The following is a 16553-nucleotide window of genomic DNA, read 5'->3' as shown; positions in this document are numbered from 1 at the left end:
CCCGGGAGCCGGGCGGATTTTGATGGGGTATCGCTTTCTGTTAAAGTGGCACCGTATTCTGCTTGTCGGCCGCAATGCCTTTCGCATATGACCCGACGATGCCGCCAAGGAAGCGCGAATGTTACCGCAAAACACCCTGCTACACGCGCACAAGATGAAGCTGCGCTGGTTCGTCACCCTGTCCACCCTGCCGTTGCTCGGGGTGCTGACGGCGTTCGGCATCATGCCCCAGACCGTGGGGCTACCCTCCTCGCAATACAGCGTCATCGAGAACATCGAACTGCCGGTCAACACTGCTCAATCACCCACGGCCAGCGTGTTCTGGCGCAATGACCGCGTGCAGCGAGGCGATACCGTCAGTGAGCTGCTGCGTCGTGTCAATGTACAGGATCCGGCGGCCGACGAATTCCTGCGCCGGGCCCCATCTACTCGCTCGTTCCGCCAATTGCGCGTGGGCAAGTCATTTCTGGTCGAGACGGACGATGCTCACAACCTGCTTGCATTGAGATACACCGACAATGATGGCAACCAGGTCCGAATCCTCAAAGACGGCGAGAATTTCAGGGTGACGGAACAGGCTGCCGAGACCGAGCGTCGTGTCTTCGTGCAGACCGGCGAGATCAGCAGCAGCCTGTACGCTGCCACGGACGAAGCGGGCTTGCCGGATTCCATCGCCAACCAGATGGCCGAGATCTTCGGCGGCGATATCGACTTCCACCGCGACCTGCGTCGGCACGACAAGTTCAGCGTGATCTATGAGATGAACTATGCGAATGGCGAATCGACACACAATGGCCGCATCCTGGCCGCCGAGTTCATCAACCATGGCCGCACCTTCCGCGCTTTCTACTTCCAGAACTCAAGTCATGGCGGCGACTACTTCTCGCCCGAGGGCAAGAGCATGCGCAAGGCTTTCCTGCGTTCCCCCATCGAATTCTCGCGCGTGAGCTCCGGCTTCAGCCGCTCGCGCTTCCATCCGGTGCTCAACAAGTGGCGCGCGCACAAAGGCGTGGACTACGCCGCCCCCATCGGCACCAAGGTTCGCGCCACCGCCGACGGTGTCGTGAGTTTCATCGGACAGCGGGGCGGCTACGGCAACGTGGTGATGCTGCAGCATCAGGGACATTATCAAACGGTCTATGGGCACCTATCCAGATTCGCCGCCAGCCTGCGTCGCGGCCAGCGCGTCGGTCAGGGCGAGATCATCGGATATGTGGGCAAGACCGGACTGGCCAGCGGCCCCCACCTGCACTATGAATTCAAGGTGAGCGGCATCCAGCGAGACCCACTGAAGATTGCGCTACCGGACGGCAAGCCGATCAGCGAAGTACAACGCACCGCATTCACCGAATCCATGCGTGATCTGGATGCTCGTCTCTCCTTGTTGCGCAATACACGCATCGCCAAACTCGATTAGTGGCAACCGCTCCCGACCTCTATCTCGGCATCATGTCAGGCACCAGCCTGGATGGCATCGATGTCGCTTTGACCGATTTCAAAGAAGGGAAGCCGCAGCTCCTCGCGAGCCATTACCAGCCTTATCCCCGCACGCTTAAAGACGTATTGCTTGAACTGCACCAACCCGGTTTCGATGAACTGCACCGCGCGCAGCTCGCCTCCATTGCCTTGGCACGCGCTTATGCAGATGCCGCGCTTACCCTGCTGAACAAGGTGGGCATCCCCCCGCATCACATCCAGGCCATCGGCTGCCACGGCCAGACCATCCGCCATCGGCCCGAACAAGGCTACACGGTGCAGCTCGGCAATGCCGCGCTTTTGGCCGAGCTGACCGGCATCCATGTCGTGAGCGACTTCCGCTCGCGCGACATCGCTGCAGGCGGCCAGGGCGCCCCGTTGGTGCCCGCATTCCACGACATGATGCTGCGCCATCCCACGATCCATCGCGCCATACTCAACCTCGGCGGAATCGCCAACCTCACCGATCTCAAGCCAGGTCTCGGCACGACGGGCTTCGACACCGGTCCGGGCAACCTGTTGATGGACAGCTGGATCAGCAAACACAAGGGCTGCCCATATGACAAGAATGGCGAGTGGGCTGCCAGCGGCACGATCATTCAAGTGTTGCTGCAACGCATGCTGGACGAACCGTATTTTTCCTCGCCCCCCCCCAAGAGTACCGGGCGTGACCTGTTCAATCCAGCATGGCTGGAGAATCAGCTTGATGGCACAGAATCCCCGGCAGATATTCAGGCGACCCTGTTGGCTCTCACTTGCGACAGCATCGCTGATGCCGCCGAAAGATTCTGCGCAGGGGTAGAAGAGCTCTATGTGTGTGGAGGCGGTGCACACAACTCCGCGTTGATCTCCCTGCTACAGCGTCGCCTGCCTGGCTGCCTCATCCGCAAGACAGACGCGCTCGGCATCCCTGCGGACTGGATGGAAGCGGTCGCCTTTGCCTGGCTGGCACGCCAGGCCATGACACTGCATCCTGGCAACCTGCCCGCTGCTACGGGCGCGTCCCATCCTTGCGTGCTGGGTGCGATCTATCCCGCATAAAACAAAACGGGGCGCTCACGCGCCCCGTCCCTTGTTTCGGCCACCGACCCCTTATGCCGAGAATGAGGATCCACAACCGCAGGTGGTCGTTGCATTCGGGTTCTTGATGACGAACTGTGAACCTTCCAGTCCCTCGGTGTAATCGATCTCCGCGCCGACCAGATACTGGAAACTCATGGGATCGACCAGTAACTGCACGCCGTTCTTGTTCATGACCGTATCATCTTCGTTGACGACTTCATCAAAAGTGAAGCCGTATTGAAAACCGGAGCAGCCGCCGCCGGTGACAAAGACGCGCAGCTTCAAGTCGGCATTGCCCTCTTCTTCGATCAGTTGTTTCACCTTGTTGGCAGCGCTGTCGGTGAACAACAGCGGATCTTGCATCTCAGTCACAGCATTCATGGTCGTACTCCTTGTCTTTTATTACGATTCAGCGCCGCCCACCTTGAGCGGCACGACTTTTTCCGAGGCCTCATTGATGTGCACCAGCTTACCCTCGACGATGGCACCCAACTGTATCTCCAGTGTTTTGTATCTGACATCACCAGTGACCTTGGCTTTGCTTTGAAGTTCCAGATACTCCGATGCCTGAACGGGGCCGGTCACCATGCCGTTGACCACCAGATGGGTGACGCTGATCTCACCATGCACCCGGGCCTGCTCGCTCAACACCAGCGTGCTGGCTTTGGCCGGATCCGCGATCACGCAGCCAGTGACTTCTCCGTCCACGCGCAACCCGCCCGCAAAGTGGATATCGCCATTGACCCGAGTCCCTGCTCCTATCAAAGAATCGATGCGATTCTGCGGTTTGCTGTGTTTACTGAACATCTAGCCACTCCATTATGAAAGCAATACCGTCTGCGTCACCTTGGGTTCCTGCATGCCCTTCTCGAAGACTCGTATCTCCACGCTATCGATATGCACCCCATCCGGAAGGCGGAATATCCTTTCGACACGCTGGTAATACTTGAAATTCAGGCCTTGCGCGGCAACCTCGGCCGAATCAGGCTCGGGGAATTGTAACACCACTTTTTGCCCCCCCTGCTCGCCGTTGACCACTATCTGCAGATTCCCCTGGAAGACCCTTCCACGGCGCTGAACACCTTGCACCAGCAACATGCGGCAATGATATTCACCGGGCAGACTGGCGGGCTCAAGTTTAAGGCTATGTATGGAAAGTTCCGCATCACGACCGGCTGTGAGCGGCAAGCTCTGAAAGAAAGACAGGTCTTCACGCAGACGCAGATTCTCATCATGCAGCGCATTCACCTGTTCCAGCACTTCATCAGCGGCCGCTTGCTGGATCTGGGCCTGACGTTCATGAACCGCAATCTGGTTGGCTTGATCGGCACTCTGCCGCTCCAACTCCTGCAAGCGCTCTCGCAACACTGCGATCTCCTGCTCAGCTTCGCCGCGATGGAAACCCGCCAGCGCCATGCCTGCATCATAGGCCCACCAAACCAGGAACCCCATCACCAGCATGAATGGGAGAACGATGGCCCAGCGCACGTACCAAGGCACGTGCGGGCGCACCGCCAGACGCGGCGCGGAGATGCTGAAGCGGCGTTTGAATCCTTTGATCATTCTCTTTTAGGGCAACAATGGAACCAGATCGATACCGGTCTTTTCCGGCAACCCGAACAGTATATTCATGTTCTGCACCGCCTGCCCGGCCGCCCCTTTGACCAGATTGTCGATCACCGACAACACCACCACGGTATCCCCCCCCTGTGGACGATGCACTGCTATACGGCAGATATTGGAACCCCGCACAGAACGCGTCTCCGGCATCGCACCAGCCGGCAACACATCGACGAAGGCTTCGTCGGCATAACGCCGCTCGAACAGCGCTTGCAGATCGACTTCCTTGGTCAGCCGCGCATAAAGCGTGGCGTGGATACCGCGAATCAAGGGGGTCAGATGCGGCACGAAAGTCAGCCCGACCGGCGCACCGGTCACATTCGCCAGCCCTTGCCTGATCTCCGGCAAGTGCCGATGGCCGGCCACGCCGTAGGCCTTGAAGTTGTCGCCAGCTTCGGAGAACAGGGTGTGCACTTCGGCTTTACGTCCCGCACCCGACACCCCGGACTTCGAATCTGCGATGAGGGAACTGGTATCGACGACACCAGCCTCCAGCAAAGGGATGAATCCCAGTTGGACCGCAGTAGGGTAACAACCCGGATTGGCGACCAGGCGCGCATGCTTGATCTGCTCCCGATTCAGCTCGGGCAGCCCATAGACGGCCTCTGCCACCAGATCAGGGCAGGCATGACTCATGCCATACCACTTCCCCCATTCCGCGACATCCTTGATGCGAAAGTCCGCAGCCAGATCGATGACCTTGACTCCCGCGTCCAGCAGGGCTCTCACCTGCTGCATGGCGATGCCGTTGGGGGTGGCGAAGAACACCACGTCACACTGGTCGAGATGCGCCTCATCGGGATGCGAGAACGCGAGATCCACCCGCCCGCGCAGACTGGGGAACATCTGGCTGACCGGCATACCCGCTTCGGCACGCGAAGTGATCGCGTGCAATTCTGCCTGTGGATGCGCCGCCAGCAAACGGAGCAATTCAACCCCGGTATAACCCGTGCCACCTACGATACCGACTTTGACCACGCTGCCCTCCTGAAAAGTGGCCGAATGATAAATGAAAAAGCCGCCCAAAGGCGGCTTTCCCGGTTCCACACAAGCTTAACGCTTGGAGAATTGTTTCCTGCGACGCGCCTTGCGCAGACCGACTTTCTTACGCTCGACCTCACGTGCATCGCGAGTCACCAAGCCGGCTTGGCTCAGGGTGGACTTCAGGGATGCATCGTAATCGATCAGTGCGCGGGTGATGCCGTGGCGCACCGCACCGGCCTGGCCGGATTCGCCGCCACCGGTGACGTTGACCAGGATGTCGAACTTGCCCATCATCTGGGTCAATTCCAGCGGCTGACGCACGACCATACGACCGGTCTCGCGGGAGAAGAAAACGTCCAGCGGCTTGTCATTGACGACGATGTCGCCCTTGCCTGCCTTGATGAACACACGCGCCACCGCACTCTTGCGACGGCCAGTTCCGTAGTTATAAGTCACGCTCATGATTAAGCCTTCAACAGATCGGTAGGTTTGGGTTGCTGCGCGCTGTGCGGATGCGTTGCACCTGCGTACACCTTCAGCTTGCTCAGCATCGCGTAACCCAAAGGTCCCTTCGGCAGCATGCCGCGCACGGCCTTCTGCAAAAGACGCTGCGGGTGACGCTGCTGCATCTTGATGAAATTGGTTTCGTAGATACCGCCGGGGAAACCGGTGTGGCGGTAGTACATCTTGTCCTGGGCTTTATTGCCGGTCACGCGCACTTTTTCAGCGTTCACGACCACGACGAAATCGCCGGTGTCCACGTGCGGCGTATAAATAGCCTTATGCTTGCCGCGCAGGCGGGTAGCGATCTGGCTGGCCAAACGGCCCAGCACTTTGTCAGCTGCGTCGACCAGGATCCAGTCGTGCTGGACTTCCTGCGCTTTAGCGGAAAATGTTTTCATGGCATTTCCTAAAACAATAAATGAATAACGGACTGCGAAGGGCGCGCATTCTATGCGAGACCATTTCACCTGTCAAACGCTTATCGACCCCTGGCCATCCCGCCCCCGGGCGAGCCGGATCATAGCAACCCGTCCAGCCACGCTTTCCACCCCTCGAACTTCCGCCTTAGCCTGGCTTGGGACCCGTTCATCGATATCCGCTCAGCCCGCCTGAATACCCCAGCATCCGCCCCTGTCACCAATTGGGCCACCCCGATCAGGCCGGCATCGGACTGCGACAGCCGGAATGCCGCTGGTATAAGGCCTGCAATCCCATGTTGGATACAGGACAAATTGGACAAGCCGCCAGAAAGATACACGCCATCCACACCCGAGCCGCGCTGAATATCCTCGATTATCCGCGCCACACGAAAGATGATGCCTTCCTGCAACAGCAGGGCGATGCGATGCCTGTCCAGATGATCGACCGACTCCGAGAACCTCGACCCGATGTCGCGCCTGAAATAGGGCGCGCCCAAGCCGCTGGGCTCCGCCACGCAGTAGATATCGTCGCTCGCCAACTCATCCGGCGAACAACCTTCCACCTGATAACCCGCCAGTGCCTCCGCGATAGAATTCAAAGTCCCTTCGCATGCCATATGAACCTGATGATGCGCATCCATGCATACCAGCGTCTGCAAATACCCGGCCGGGGCCGCATGCCCCTGCAAACCATATGCAGCGACGAATCCACCCGTCCCGAGATTCACCATCGCCTCACGATGTCCCGGCACGATGCCATGCCACAGCGCCGCCGACTGGTCGGCCACACTTGCCTGCAAACACAGCCCATTGCCGAGTGCGATCCTCAAACCGGCCGAGGGCATTATCTCCGGCAGGATGGCAACATCCACACCGAACAGATCACACAACTCTGCGGACCACTGCAAGCCACGCACATCCATCAACAAGGTGCGCGCCGCCATCGAGGCATCGGTCACATGATGCCGGCCGCCCGTCCAGCGCCATATAAGAAAGGTATCGAGCGTACCCAGCATCCACACACCGTCAGCCAGTAGCGTTCGCCATTCCGGCTGCGCTGCGAGCAGCACGCTCAGTTTGGGGGCCAGATAATAGGGCGTAAGCGGCAGGCCGGTAAGCGCCCGGATGCGCCCTTCTTTTTCCCGCAATGCCTCGCAGCTCGCCATACCACGGTCATCTTGCCATGAGATGAGTGGCGTGACCGGACGTCCGCTGGCTCGCTCCCATATGACGAAAGAAGATCGCTGGCTGCACAGCCCGAGTGGCGGGCGCGCACTGGTCCGGGCCAGACATTCCGCAAGCACCGCATCGACCGCCTCTGCATAAGCCTCCGCATCGCTTTCATAACGACCTGCCACCGCCATAACAGGCGGCGCATGACGGACCACGACCGCATCCAGCTCGCCTTGCGCGGACAGCAGCCCAGCCTTGATGCCGGTCGTCCCCAGATCGAGTGCGGCCGCGACGATCATGCCAGACAAGTCTGCACTTCATCAGCGACACGCTGCGCATCCCAGCCCAACCCGGGTGCCAGCAGTTCGGCGAGATGTCGCAACCGCCCTTCCTCCAGCCTCGCCAGGATAAGCAAGGGCATACGCCGTCTTAGCAGGTCGGCAAGATGCACCACCATCTCATCGCGCGCGCATACCAGCAGATCCGCATGAATCAACGGCACCTCCGTCACGATGCGGGAGGCATAATGCGGCGACTCTCTGACGATAGCGAACACCTCTACGATGCGCACCCCATGCCGACGCATCAGCCACTGCGCACTTTCATCGTCGATGCCCAATCCCCGCGCCGCTGCAGCCGATTCAGCCGCCCATTGCCCAAAGCCCTGTTGCGGCGCCCACGGAAGCAAACATCCTTTGCTGGCGCATGCCGCATCGATCCCCAACTTTGCACACACCGCATCCACGACCACCGCCGCATCCTCGCGTGCCGAGGTGAGCTTGCCGCCGATGGCGTGATGCAAGCCGTTCTCTGCCGTCCTCAACTCCCAGTCCCGGCTGACAGCGGAGGGATGAGCCGCATCACTCTGTCGCATCACGCGCACCCCAGCATAACTGCCGATCACATCCCGTCTGCCCCATGCATGCCTGAGATAGCGATTGGCCGCGTCGAGCAGATAGTCGATGTCCGCCTCCTCGACCTGCACCCGTTCGACGTCGCCGCGATAGTCGGTATCAGTCGTGCCCAGCAGCGTTCGGCCATACCACGGGATGATGAAGAACACGCGTCCATCCTTCTTCGCCGTGAGCAGCACCGCCTCCTTCGCGCGCAATGCAGGCAAGACCAGATGCACACCCTTGCTCAAACGACACCATGCGCGCCCTTGCTCGCCCAACACCTCCCAGCGCCCCGAAGTGCTCACGCATTGCCTGGCGCGCAACTGACGCGTGTCGCCGGTCAACACATCCCGCACTTCAGCCCCGCACACCTTGCCGCCTTCCTCATGCCATTCGACCAACTGCGCGTAGTTGACGCACACCGCACCGTGCGCCATCGCACCCGCCACCAACTCCAGCACCAGGCGCGCATCGTCTGTCTGCGCATCGCCGTAGGTAAAGCCGCCATGCAGCCCCGCGTCATCCAGATACGGGAAGTGGGTCGAGAATGCGCGCTTGAAGAAATGGCGATGCCGCATCGGCTCGACGGGAAATTCCGCCAATGCGTCATACAGCATCAACCCCGCTTTCAGCAGCAGCGTCCCGTTACGACTGTCCGCATACACCGGAACGCCGAAACGCAACGGCCATACACGATGCGGCGCGATATCGAGCAGCAGCTGCCGCTCGTTCAGTGCCTTGCGCACCAACTTGAAATCGTAGGTCTCGAGATAGCGCAGGCCGCCATGGATCAGCTTGCTGGAAGCGGACGATGTCGCGCCAGCCCAGTCGCCCTGCTCCACCAACGCGACCTTGAGTCCGCGCAAGGCGGCATCGTATGCCGTCCACGCGCCGTAGATGCCGCCGCCGCAGACGAGCAAATCGAACTCTCCCTGCAGGGCGGAGAAGTCGCGCCTCATTCTTCCCTCATCCGCAAGGCTTTCTGCGGCACATCACTGATCAGGATATCCACTCCGAGCAGCAGCGCACGCTCGATCTCGGCATCGCTATCGCAGGTATAGACGGCGATGGACTTTCCCCGCCCGCGCAGCAGACCGACCATATCGACATCCAGCGTGGATATCTCGACGCAGAGTCCGTGCAGGAACGGATGTTCGTCAAGCGCGCGCCGTGCATCGCTCACAGTATGCTCCGGCTCCAGATTGAGCACCAATGGAAAAGCGGGTGCGATGCCATGCGCATAAACAAGACTGTTCATATTGAAAGAAGAGACCAGCACGCCAGCATCCGCGTCTCCTGCCAGCGCCAATGTCTGGCGCACCTTCATCTCTTGCCGCGCGATATCTTCCCAACTTCGATTCTTGATCTCCAGCAACAAGCCGCAACGCGCACGGTAGGCCTCGACGAATGACTGCAAGGCCATCACGCATTCCGGTTGCACACCCGGAAAATGCGCCGCGAAATCCATCTCCAGCAACTGCCTGAAGTCGTAATCATCGATACGCTTGCCGGGCAGGCCCAGCTTCTTCAGATCGCGGTCATGCCACAGCACGGCGACCCCATCGCGACTCAACTGCACATCGGTCTCGATACCGTCGATGGGATACAGAAGCGCCCTCTCGAAAGCCGTACGCGTATTCTCCGCAGCCTCGCGATTGGCACCGCGGTGCGCATAGATCAAGGTCTTGCTCATGGCAGTCTTTCAATGAAGTTGTGCATGGCGGCTTCCATCGCCGCGTAATGCGGGTTGTACATGAGCCGCTGCAGCAGCCCGTATTTCAGGTTCTGCGCCGTCACCTCGCCCAGCCATGCGGATCGGGATGCGCGGCATGCGGAATATTGCACCTCATTCCCGGCAAAATAGTGCAGGCAATTCGTGTATTCGCCCGACTCGCCGTAATGCGCATCATCGGGAGGGATGACGATGGCGGTATGCGCACTGGAAAGGATACGTTTTTCCGGCAACGCGCTCCGCACCCATTCCACATCCGCCTGTTGCGGGTCGGCTGCGGCATACCACACCATCTTGCGCAAGGGATACTCCAAGCCATCGAAGAACTTCAGCGTGGCGGCCGCGATGACTGTCGCATCGTCGGCACTGGCCGCTACGAACACCGGGATCTTCAAGTCGCCATGCGGCAATGCCCGCGTCAGACGCCACATCTGGGTCACCGCATTCATGCAGAAAGATTCATATTTGTAACGATCCCGGTCCGGCATCACGGACAACCAGGCGCGGCGTGACAACATCCAGCCATAGAAGCGACTCATACTTGCCCACCGGGCACGAGCGGCAATCTCCAGCGCGGGGGAGAACAGGAACAGGCCGCGCACGCGTTCGTCCCTTTGCGCCTGCAGCAGACTCAGCGCACCACCCGCCGAGAAGCCCGCCAGATAGACCTCATCCACCTCTTCCTCCAGACACTGCGTGCCATAAGCCACTGCCTCGGCCCAGTCCTCCCAATGCACATCGAGCAGATCGCCCGGCTGCGTCCCATGTCCCGGCAACAACACCGCCATCACCCGGAATCCGCTACGCCGGAAGAACTCGCCCAAATGGCGCATGTGGTAGGGTGAATCGCTCAGGCCGTGGGTGAGCAACACACCGCGCCGGTATGGTTTTTCGCCTCCCCTTGGGAAATCTCCCGAAGGCTGCAATGCGAACGGCGCATTGCCGGCCACGATCCGCTCGACATCCGGCTTGCCTGCATGGGCCCGTCGCAACATCGCCTCAGTCTGCCGAACATATCCGGCAAAAGACAGCCCCTTTCCGGCGAAACGACTGTTCAGCCCGGTAGGACGATGACGTGCCTGCAACGAGGGGTTCATGCAGGCATTGTACCTGCCGCGCGCTAGCCTCGACTCACCATGCAGGCGTATCATGCGCCACCCATTTTCGCCATATCCCATGTCCTGGTTCCTCACCAACCTCATCAGTGCCTTTCTGCTGCCACCCCTGAACCTGCTGGTTGTGGCAGGCATCGGCTTGTATCTGTGGCACAAGCGGCCGCGCGCGGCACGCATCCTGATCGCGACCTCGGTTGCCGGCATTTGGCTGCTGTCCACTCCGTTCGTGGCCGATAACCTGCTGCAAAGCATCGAAGGCGAACCAGCCGATCCCAGCAAGGCGTCCGCCGATGCCATCGTCGTCTTGAGCGGCGGCCAGCGTTTCGACGCTGCGGAATATGGCGGCAACACCGTCAGCAAGGAGACGCTTGAACGCGTGCGCTACGCAGCCATGCTGTATCGCCGGACCGGCAAGCCGGTATTGGTCAGTGGCGGCGACCCGCAAGGCGGGGGGCCCGAAGCGCCGCAGATGAAGCAGGTGCTGGAGCAGGAATTCTCCGTGCCGGTGCGCTGGGTCGAGGACAGCTCGGACAATACGCTGGAAAACGCACGCCACAGCCACGAACTGCTGGCGCGAGAAGGGGTGACACGCATCTACCTTGTGACCCAAGCATGGCACATGCCGCGCTCGATACAGGTCTTCGAACGCGCTGGTTTCGAAGTGGTGCCTGCCGCCACCGCATTCACCACATATCACAAGACCGACCTGCTGAGTTTCATTCCCAACGCCGCTGCCCTGCTGGAAAGTTACCGTTTCATGCATGAAGTCATCGGCATGCTCTGGTATCGGCTAAAATCCTGACGCAATCAACTGAGGAGGCTCGCACATGAAAGCACGCATCAAATGGGTGGAAGAAGTCTCGTTCCTGGGTGAGACTGAGAGCGGACACGCGGTATTGATGGACGGCCCGCCGGCCGGCGGCGGCCGGAACCTCGGCCCGCGCCCGATGGAGATGCTGCTGATCGGAACCGGTGCTTGCACCGCCTATGATGTGGTGCACATCCTCAAGAAAGCGCGCCAGCCCATCACCGACTGCGTGGTGGACATACAGTCGGAACGCGCCGAGACCGACCCCAAGGTGTTCACGCAGATCCACATGCATTTCATCGTTACAGGCAAAGGACTGAAACGCGAACAGGTAGAACGCGCGATCAGCCTGTCTGCAGAAAAATACTGCTCAGCCTCCATCATGCTCGGCAAGACGGCGGACATCACGCACGATTTCGAGATACAAGAGGGCTGAGTCGCACCGCCATTCCGGCCTGACCGCAGGTCAGTTTTCCTGAGCCTGCCGAAGGGCCGATATGACAGCTAGACCCAATAGACGGTCTTGGTCATCACCTTGGACATGCCGCGCATCGCCAGCTTCACCGGCAGCGGCAACTCGGCCGCCCCCAGCGCGACAGCCATATCCGAATGGCCGACCTCGTCCACATACATCTGCTGTGCCACCGCACGGCTCTTCGCATCCTGCGGCGGCAGCGTATCCAGATGATGCTGCAGATGCGCACCGACCTGACGCTCTGTTTCGGCCAGAAACCCCAGATTCCACTTATCGCCTAGTGCCCCGGCGACAGCGCCGATCGCCAGTGAACCGGTGTACCACAGCGGATTGAGCAGGCTCAATCGGCCGCCCAGTTCATGCACACGGTGCGAGGTCCAGGCCAGATGCTCGGTCTCCTCCCACGCCGCCTTATTCAATTTTTCCTGCACCATTGGATCGCACGCCGTCAGCGCCTGCCCCTGATACAGCGCCTGCGCGCAGATCTCACCGGTATGGTTGATGCGCATCAGCGCGGCGGCATGCTTTTTCTCCGCCTCGCTCATCGACACATCGGGGATGGCCGCATCGGGATAAGGCCGCGCAGTCGGTGCCTTGGCGAACAGCGTGCGCAAGCCCTTATCGAATTCGATGATCAATGTATCCAGATTCGGCATGCTGATCTCCTGCTTTGAGAATTTATATAGCAAGGTTACTGGATTCCTGCCTGAGCGGGAATGACCCCACAATAAAAAACGGGCCTCCGAAGAGGCCCGTTCTCATCCAAATCAGAGGGTAAGGCTGATTTAGAACTTCTTGCGCAGACCAACTGCCAGAATAGTCGTATCCGTTGCAACATTAGCCGCTTTGGCATTGATCTGGTTCAATGCACCATATGCGGTCGTGCTCTTGGACAGGTTGTACACATACGCAGCCGTGAAAGAGCTATCGTCGTTACCGCCGCCACCTGCGATGGAGTTCTTGGCGAAGCTAGCTACAACAGCACCAGGACCAAATGGAGCAACTGCGCTGAGAGACAGTGCATTGTTGGTGCCCGCACCACCGTCTGTCTTGTTGGTCTGGAAGGTACCCATCAGCTTGGCCACGCCCATGTCGTAGGAACCAGCAAAGGCCATATCAGTGGTTTTTGCATAGCCATTGTCGTCGCTGGCAGTACCTGCATACACAACACCTGCGGACAAGGGGCCTTGCGCATAAGTTGCAGACAACATCATTGCCGTAACCTTGTTGCCGGTGGTTGCGCCGGATGCTGGCTGAACCAAAGCATCAGTCAGGTTGGTAGTGTAGTTTGCTGCCAGAGTCAAACCGTTCATGTCTGGAGAAATGTAAGCCAGTGCGTGAGGCAGGCGAGCAGCTACAGCAGTCGTGCCAATGAGATTGGCTGCGTTCACATTTTGCAAAGGCGAAATTGCAGAGCCAGCGAGCGGGTCAAATTTGGCTTGCCAGTCATAACCAGCCGTTTGCAGGTAACCAGCCGCAACAGTACCGAAATCACCAGCCAAGGCCAGCATTTCCTGACGCGCAGTACCTACGCCATCGGAAGTGTCCGTAGCCAACTTGTATTCCGCCACAGCAACGGCAGTCATACCATTATCCAGACCTTCAGTGACTTTCACGCCAATGCGCGAGCCAGAAAGGCCGCCAGAAATTGCAAACATGGAACTCTTCAGATTTGTAACCGACTTGTTGATTACAGCAGCATCGACGATTCCGTAAACGGTCGTTTCAGCGAAAGCAGGGGCAGAGAAAGCGGCAGCAACAGCCAGTGCGATGATTTTCTTTTGCATGTGGAACTCCTCTATTTATAAGTTGGTTTGCCATGAAGACGACTGTCGGTTTGCCTCATTCGTCTCGCGATGCACCGTACTATCGGCACCTTACGGGACGCTTACGACGTCACAAATCTGCAACACCGCCCGAGACCTCCGGCAATCAAGCCCCTACAGCGAGCTCGGAGCGGATTCTGCCTCAACAAAAGTGCCGTAAATTGACCTGCATCAAAATTCGTGCATTCTGTTGCTGATTTGCAACATGAGTTTTCGGGACAAGCCGACAACCGCCGAAAAACAAGGGCGAAACACACCAATGGGATGCCCGAGCGGGGGATTGCAATGCAAACGGGAGCGTATTTCCGCCCCCCTTCTGTGGCGCTACCTTAAGAAGAAAAAGTACGGGACAGTTCCGCCCCCGGATCGTCCGCACGCATGAACGCCTCGCCCACAAGGAATGCATGCACCTGATGGTCGCGCATGCGCTTGACGTCCTGTGCGGTGAAGATGCCGCTCTCGGTGACGACGGTGCGATCAGCAGGGATCTGCTCCAGCAGGTCCAGGGTGGTTTGCAGACTGACCTCGAAAGTGCGCAGATTACGATTGTTGACACCGATCAAGGGCGTCTTCAGTTGCAAGGCCACTTCCAGCTCCTTGCCGTCATGCACTTCGACCAGCACTGCCATGCCCAGCTGCTGCGCCAGCTTCTCGAAAGCCTGCATCTGCTTGAGCGACAACGCGGCAGCGATCAGCAGGATGGCATCGGCCCCCATCGCACGCGCCTGGTAGACCTGATATTCACTGACCATGAAATCCTTGCGCAACACAGGCAATTCGCAGGCCGCACGCGCCTGTTTCAGATATTCGGCACTGCCCTGGAAAAATTGCTCGTCGGTCAGCACGGACAGACAGGCTGCACCGTGCCTTGCGTAACTCTGCGCGATCTCGGCCGGATGGAAATCCGCGCGGATCACACCTTTGCTGGGACTGGCTTTCTTGATCTCGGCGATCACAGCTGCCTCTCCTGCCGCGATCTTGCCACGAATGGCAGCCACGAAATCGCGCGCCGGCAACGCCTGCTGCGCCTCAGCACGGATCACGGGCAAGGGCTTGGCAGAAAGCGCGGCGGCTACTTCCTGTGCTTTGACTGCAAGTATCTTGTTGAGGATGTCGGACATGCTGGGTTCTCTTGAATAAGGCGCGCATTCTAACGCATGCGCAATGCTAAAATACGAGCCACTGATCTCCTGTTACGCACCATGAACGACATCAAGCAATACATGAAGAGCGTCGGGCAACAAGCCCGCACCGCATCGCGCGCGATGGCGATGGCCGATACCAACGCCAAGAACCGGGCACTGGAGAACATCGCCACCGCCATCCTGCTCGACACCCGAAAACTCATCGCCGAGAACGAAAAGGATATTGCGGCTGCGAAGCAGAACGGCCTCGACGCCGCCTCCATCGACCGTCTGACGCTTACCGAAAAGACCATCCAGGGCATGGCAGAGGGCCTGCGCCAGATCGCCGCATTGCCCGATCCGATCGGAGAGATCAGCGACATGAAGTATCGTCCGTCCGGCATCCAGGTCGGCAAGATGCGCGTACCGCTGGGCGTCATCGGCATCATCTACGAATCGCGCCCGAACGTGACCGCTGACGCAGCCGGCCTGTGCCTGAAATCCGGCAACGCGGCCATCCTGCGCGGCGGCTCGGAAGCGATCCATTCCAACCGAGCCATCGCGGCGTGCGTATTGCAGGGGTTGCGCGAAGCAGGCCTGCCAGAGACCGCCGTACAGGTAGTGAACACCACCGACCGCGCCGCCGTGGGCGAACTCATCACCATGAAGGAATATGTCGATGTGATCGTGCCGCGCGGCGGCAAGGGCCTGATCGCGCGCATCTCCGACGAAGCCAAGGTCCCAGTCATCAAGCATCTCGACGGTATCTGCCATGTCTACATCGACGACGAGGCCGACATGGAGAAAGCGGTGCGCATCGCCGACAACGCCAAGACCCACCGCTACGGCGTGTGCAACGCGATGGAGACCTTGCTGGTGAATGCGGGCGTGGCAACCAAGGTGTTGCCCGAACTGTGCAAGATCTATCTGAACAAGGGCGTGGAATTGCGCGGCGATACCAGCGCGCGGGCTCTCGTGCCCCAGATGAAGGAGGCCACCGAGGAAGACTGGCGCACCGAATATCTCGCGCCTATCCTGAGCGTGCGCGTGGTAGAGAACCTGGACGAGGCCATTTCCCACATCAACACCTACAGCTCGCAGCACACCGACAGCATCGTCACCGAGAACTATTCAAAAGCGATGCGCTTCCTGCGCGAGGTGGATTCGGCCAGCGTGATGGTGAATGCCTCGACTCGCTTCGCCGACGGCTTCGAATACGGCCTGGGCGCAGAGATCGGCATCTCCACCGACAAGATCCATGCGCGCGGTCCGGTCGGACTGGAAGGGCTGACGTCGCAAAAATACATCGTGCTCGGCAACGGGCAGATCCGCATCTGAC

General features: G+C 59.5%; 18 protein-coding genes. 5 read left to right on the top strand and 13 right to left on the bottom strand.

All coding sequences use genetic code 11. The annotated features are described in order from the left end of the window. Positions 1–118: 118 nt before the first annotated feature. Together ACYPYQ_RS02475 and ACYPYQ_RS02470 are read left to right on the top strand one after the other, a co-directional pair. Positions 119–1417 carry a peptidoglycan DD-metalloendopeptidase family protein gene (locus ACYPYQ_RS02475; RefSeq protein WP_459718986.1) on the top strand — a complete coding sequence of 433 codons (1299 nt, stop codon included), beginning with the start codon at positions 119–121 and terminating at the stop codon, positions 1415–1417. After that, entirely contained in the window at positions 1417–2517 is a 1101-nt protein-coding gene (locus ACYPYQ_RS02470; RefSeq protein ID WP_459718983.1) for an anhydro-N-acetylmuramic acid kinase, read from the top strand. Before ACYPYQ_RS02475 ends, ACYPYQ_RS02470 begins: the two co-directional genes overlap by 1 nt. 51 nt (positions 2518–2568) lie before the next feature. On the opposite strand, the gene erpA is transcribed toward ACYPYQ_RS02470, so the two are convergent. The 10 genes from erpA to ACYPYQ_RS02420 all read right to left on the bottom strand — a co-directional run bounded on the left by erpA (position 2569) and on the right by ACYPYQ_RS02420 (position 10963). Further along, complete coding sequence (erpA, locus tag ACYPYQ_RS02465; RefSeq protein ID WP_459718980.1) at positions 2569–2919, bottom strand: iron-sulfur cluster insertion protein ErpA; 351 nt, start codon at positions 2917–2919, stop codon at positions 2569–2571. 21 nt (positions 2920–2940) lie between these two features. Further along, positions 2941–3345 (bottom strand): bactofilin family protein, encoded by a 405-nt coding sequence (locus ACYPYQ_RS02460; protein ID WP_459718977.1) that lies wholly within the window; start codon positions 3343–3345, stop codon positions 2941–2943. Between the two features lie 12 nt (positions 3346–3357). Next, entirely contained in the window at positions 3358–4101 is a 744-nt protein-coding gene (locus ACYPYQ_RS02455; protein WP_459718972.1) for a DUF6776 family protein, read from the bottom strand. Between the two features lie 6 nt (positions 4102–4107). Continuing rightward, a complete protein-coding gene (gene argC / locus ACYPYQ_RS02450; protein WP_459718968.1) occupies positions 4108–5136 on the bottom strand; it encodes an N-acetyl-gamma-glutamyl-phosphate reductase in 1029 nt (342 codons plus the stop codon). 75 nt (positions 5137–5211) lie between these two features. Continuing rightward, positions 5212–5604, bottom strand: a complete 393-nt coding sequence (rpsI, locus tag ACYPYQ_RS02445; protein WP_459718962.1) for a 30S ribosomal protein S9 — start codon at positions 5602–5604, stop codon at positions 5212–5214. Between the two features lie 2 nt (positions 5605–5606). After that, positions 5607–6044: a 50S ribosomal protein L13 gene (rplM, locus tag ACYPYQ_RS02440; protein WP_459718959.1), complete on the bottom strand. Its 438-nt coding sequence runs from the start codon at positions 6042–6044 to the stop codon at positions 5607–5609. Positions 6045–6163: 119 nt separating this feature from the next. Beyond that, positions 6164–7537: an FGGY family carbohydrate kinase gene (locus ACYPYQ_RS02435; protein WP_459719305.1), complete on the bottom strand. Its 1374-nt coding sequence runs from the start codon at positions 7535–7537 to the stop codon at positions 6164–6166. After that, positions 7534–9093, bottom strand: a complete 1560-nt coding sequence (locus ACYPYQ_RS02430) for a glycerol-3-phosphate dehydrogenase/oxidase (protein WP_459718954.1) — start codon at positions 9091–9093, stop codon at positions 7534–7536. The genes ACYPYQ_RS02435 and ACYPYQ_RS02430 overlap by 4 nt, the downstream gene beginning before the upstream one ends. After that, positions 9090–9827 carry a glycerophosphodiester phosphodiesterase gene (locus ACYPYQ_RS02425; RefSeq protein WP_459718952.1) on the bottom strand — a complete coding sequence of 246 codons (738 nt, stop codon included), beginning with the start codon at positions 9825–9827 and terminating at the stop codon, positions 9090–9092. The genes ACYPYQ_RS02430 and ACYPYQ_RS02425 overlap by 4 nt, the downstream gene beginning before the upstream one ends. After that, a complete protein-coding gene (locus tag ACYPYQ_RS02420) occupies positions 9824–10963 on the bottom strand; it encodes an alpha/beta hydrolase (protein ID WP_459718948.1) in 1140 nt (379 codons plus the stop codon). Before ACYPYQ_RS02420 ends, ACYPYQ_RS02425 begins: the two co-directional genes overlap by 4 nt. Before the next feature lie 52 nt (positions 10964–11015). Here ACYPYQ_RS02420 and ACYPYQ_RS02415 point away from each other — a divergent pair, with 52 nt between their 5' ends. Next, on the top strand, positions 11016–11783 hold the full coding sequence (locus ACYPYQ_RS02415) for a YdcF family protein (protein WP_459718945.1): 768 nt from the start codon (positions 11016–11018) through the stop codon (positions 11781–11783). Between the two features lie 25 nt (positions 11784–11808). Next, positions 11809–12225 (top strand): OsmC family protein, encoded by a 417-nt coding sequence (locus tag ACYPYQ_RS02410; protein WP_459718942.1) that lies wholly within the window; start codon positions 11809–11811, stop codon positions 12223–12225. Positions 12226–12293: 68 nt separating this feature from the next. On the opposite strand, the gene coq7 is transcribed toward ACYPYQ_RS02410, so the two are convergent. The 3 genes from coq7 to trpC all read right to left on the bottom strand — a co-directional run bounded on the left by coq7 (position 12294) and on the right by trpC (position 15211). Further along, positions 12294–12920: a 2-polyprenyl-3-methyl-6-methoxy-1,4-benzoquinone monooxygenase gene (gene coq7, locus ACYPYQ_RS02405; RefSeq protein ID WP_459718939.1), complete on the bottom strand. Its 627-nt coding sequence runs from the start codon at positions 12918–12920 to the stop codon at positions 12294–12296. Between the two features lie 129 nt (positions 12921–13049). Beyond that, the gene (locus ACYPYQ_RS02400; RefSeq protein ID WP_459718936.1) at positions 13050–14051 is read right to left on the bottom strand and encodes a porin; all 1002 of its coding nucleotides are present in this window, start codon (positions 14049–14051) and stop codon (positions 13050–13052) included. A 368-nt stretch (positions 14052–14419) separates the two neighbouring features. Continuing rightward, positions 14420–15211 (bottom strand): indole-3-glycerol phosphate synthase TrpC, encoded by a 792-nt coding sequence (trpC, locus tag ACYPYQ_RS02395; RefSeq protein WP_459718932.1) that lies wholly within the window; start codon positions 15209–15211, stop codon positions 14420–14422. 81 nt (positions 15212–15292) lie between these two features. On the opposite strand from trpC, the gene ACYPYQ_RS02390 reads away from it, so the two are divergent. Further along, the gene (locus tag ACYPYQ_RS02390) at positions 15293–16552 is read left to right on the top strand and encodes a glutamate-5-semialdehyde dehydrogenase (RefSeq protein ID WP_459718930.1); all 1260 of its coding nucleotides are present in this window, start codon (positions 15293–15295) and stop codon (positions 16550–16552) included. Position 16553: the final 1 nt, after the last annotated feature.

Source organism: Sideroxyarcus sp. TK5, from assembly GCF_054601595.1.
This window is presented reverse-complemented; position numbering and strand designations above follow the sequence as displayed.

Excerpts from the sequence above, each read along its gene's own strand:
- ACYPYQ_RS02475 (WP_459718986.1), top strand. The coding sequence starts at position 119 with ATGTTACCGCAAAACACCCTGCTACACGCGCACAAGATGAAGCTGCGC.
- erpA (WP_459718980.1), bottom strand. The coding sequence starts at position 2,919 with ATGAATGCTGTGACTGAGATGCAAGATCCGCTGTTGTTCACCGACAGC.
- ACYPYQ_RS02460 (WP_459718977.1), bottom strand. The coding sequence starts at position 3,345 with ATGTTCAGTAAACACAGCAAACCGCAGAATCGCATCGATTCTTTGATA.
- ACYPYQ_RS02455 (WP_459718972.1), bottom strand. The coding sequence starts at position 4,101 with ATGATCAAAGGATTCAAACGCCGCTTCAGCATCTCCGCGCCGCGTCTG.
- rpsI (WP_459718962.1), bottom strand. The coding sequence starts at position 5,604 with ATGAGCGTGACTTATAACTACGGAACTGGCCGTCGCAAGAGTGCGGTG.
- rplM (WP_459718959.1), bottom strand. The coding sequence starts at position 6,044 with ATGAAAACATTTTCCGCTAAAGCGCAGGAAGTCCAGCACGACTGGATC.
- ACYPYQ_RS02435 (WP_459719305.1), bottom strand. The coding sequence starts at position 7,537 with ATGATCGTCGCGGCCGCACTCGATCTGGGGACGACCGGCATCAAGGCT.
- ACYPYQ_RS02430 (WP_459718954.1), bottom strand. The coding sequence starts at position 9,093 with ATGAGGCGCGACTTCTCCGCCCTGCAGGGAGAGTTCGATTTGCTCGTC.
- ACYPYQ_RS02425 (WP_459718952.1), bottom strand. The coding sequence starts at position 9,827 with ATGAGCAAGACCTTGATCTATGCGCACCGCGGTGCCAATCGCGAGGCT.
- ACYPYQ_RS02420 (WP_459718948.1), bottom strand. The coding sequence starts at position 10,963 with ATGAACCCCTCGTTGCAGGCACGTCATCGTCCTACCGGGCTGAACAGT.
- ACYPYQ_RS02415 (WP_459718945.1), top strand. The coding sequence starts at position 11,016 with ATGCGCCACCCATTTTCGCCATATCCCATGTCCTGGTTCCTCACCAAC.
- ACYPYQ_RS02410 (WP_459718942.1), top strand. The coding sequence starts at position 11,809 with ATGAAAGCACGCATCAAATGGGTGGAAGAAGTCTCGTTCCTGGGTGAG.
- coq7 (WP_459718939.1), bottom strand. The coding sequence starts at position 12,920 with ATGCCGAATCTGGATACATTGATCATCGAATTCGATAAGGGCTTGCGC.
- ACYPYQ_RS02400 (WP_459718936.1), bottom strand. The coding sequence starts at position 14,051 with ATGCAAAAGAAAATCATCGCACTGGCTGTTGCTGCCGCTTTCTCTGCC.
- trpC (WP_459718932.1), bottom strand. The coding sequence starts at position 15,211 with ATGTCCGACATCCTCAACAAGATACTTGCAGTCAAAGCACAGGAAGTA.
- ACYPYQ_RS02390 (WP_459718930.1), top strand. The coding sequence starts at position 15,293 with ATGAACGACATCAAGCAATACATGAAGAGCGTCGGGCAACAAGCCCGC.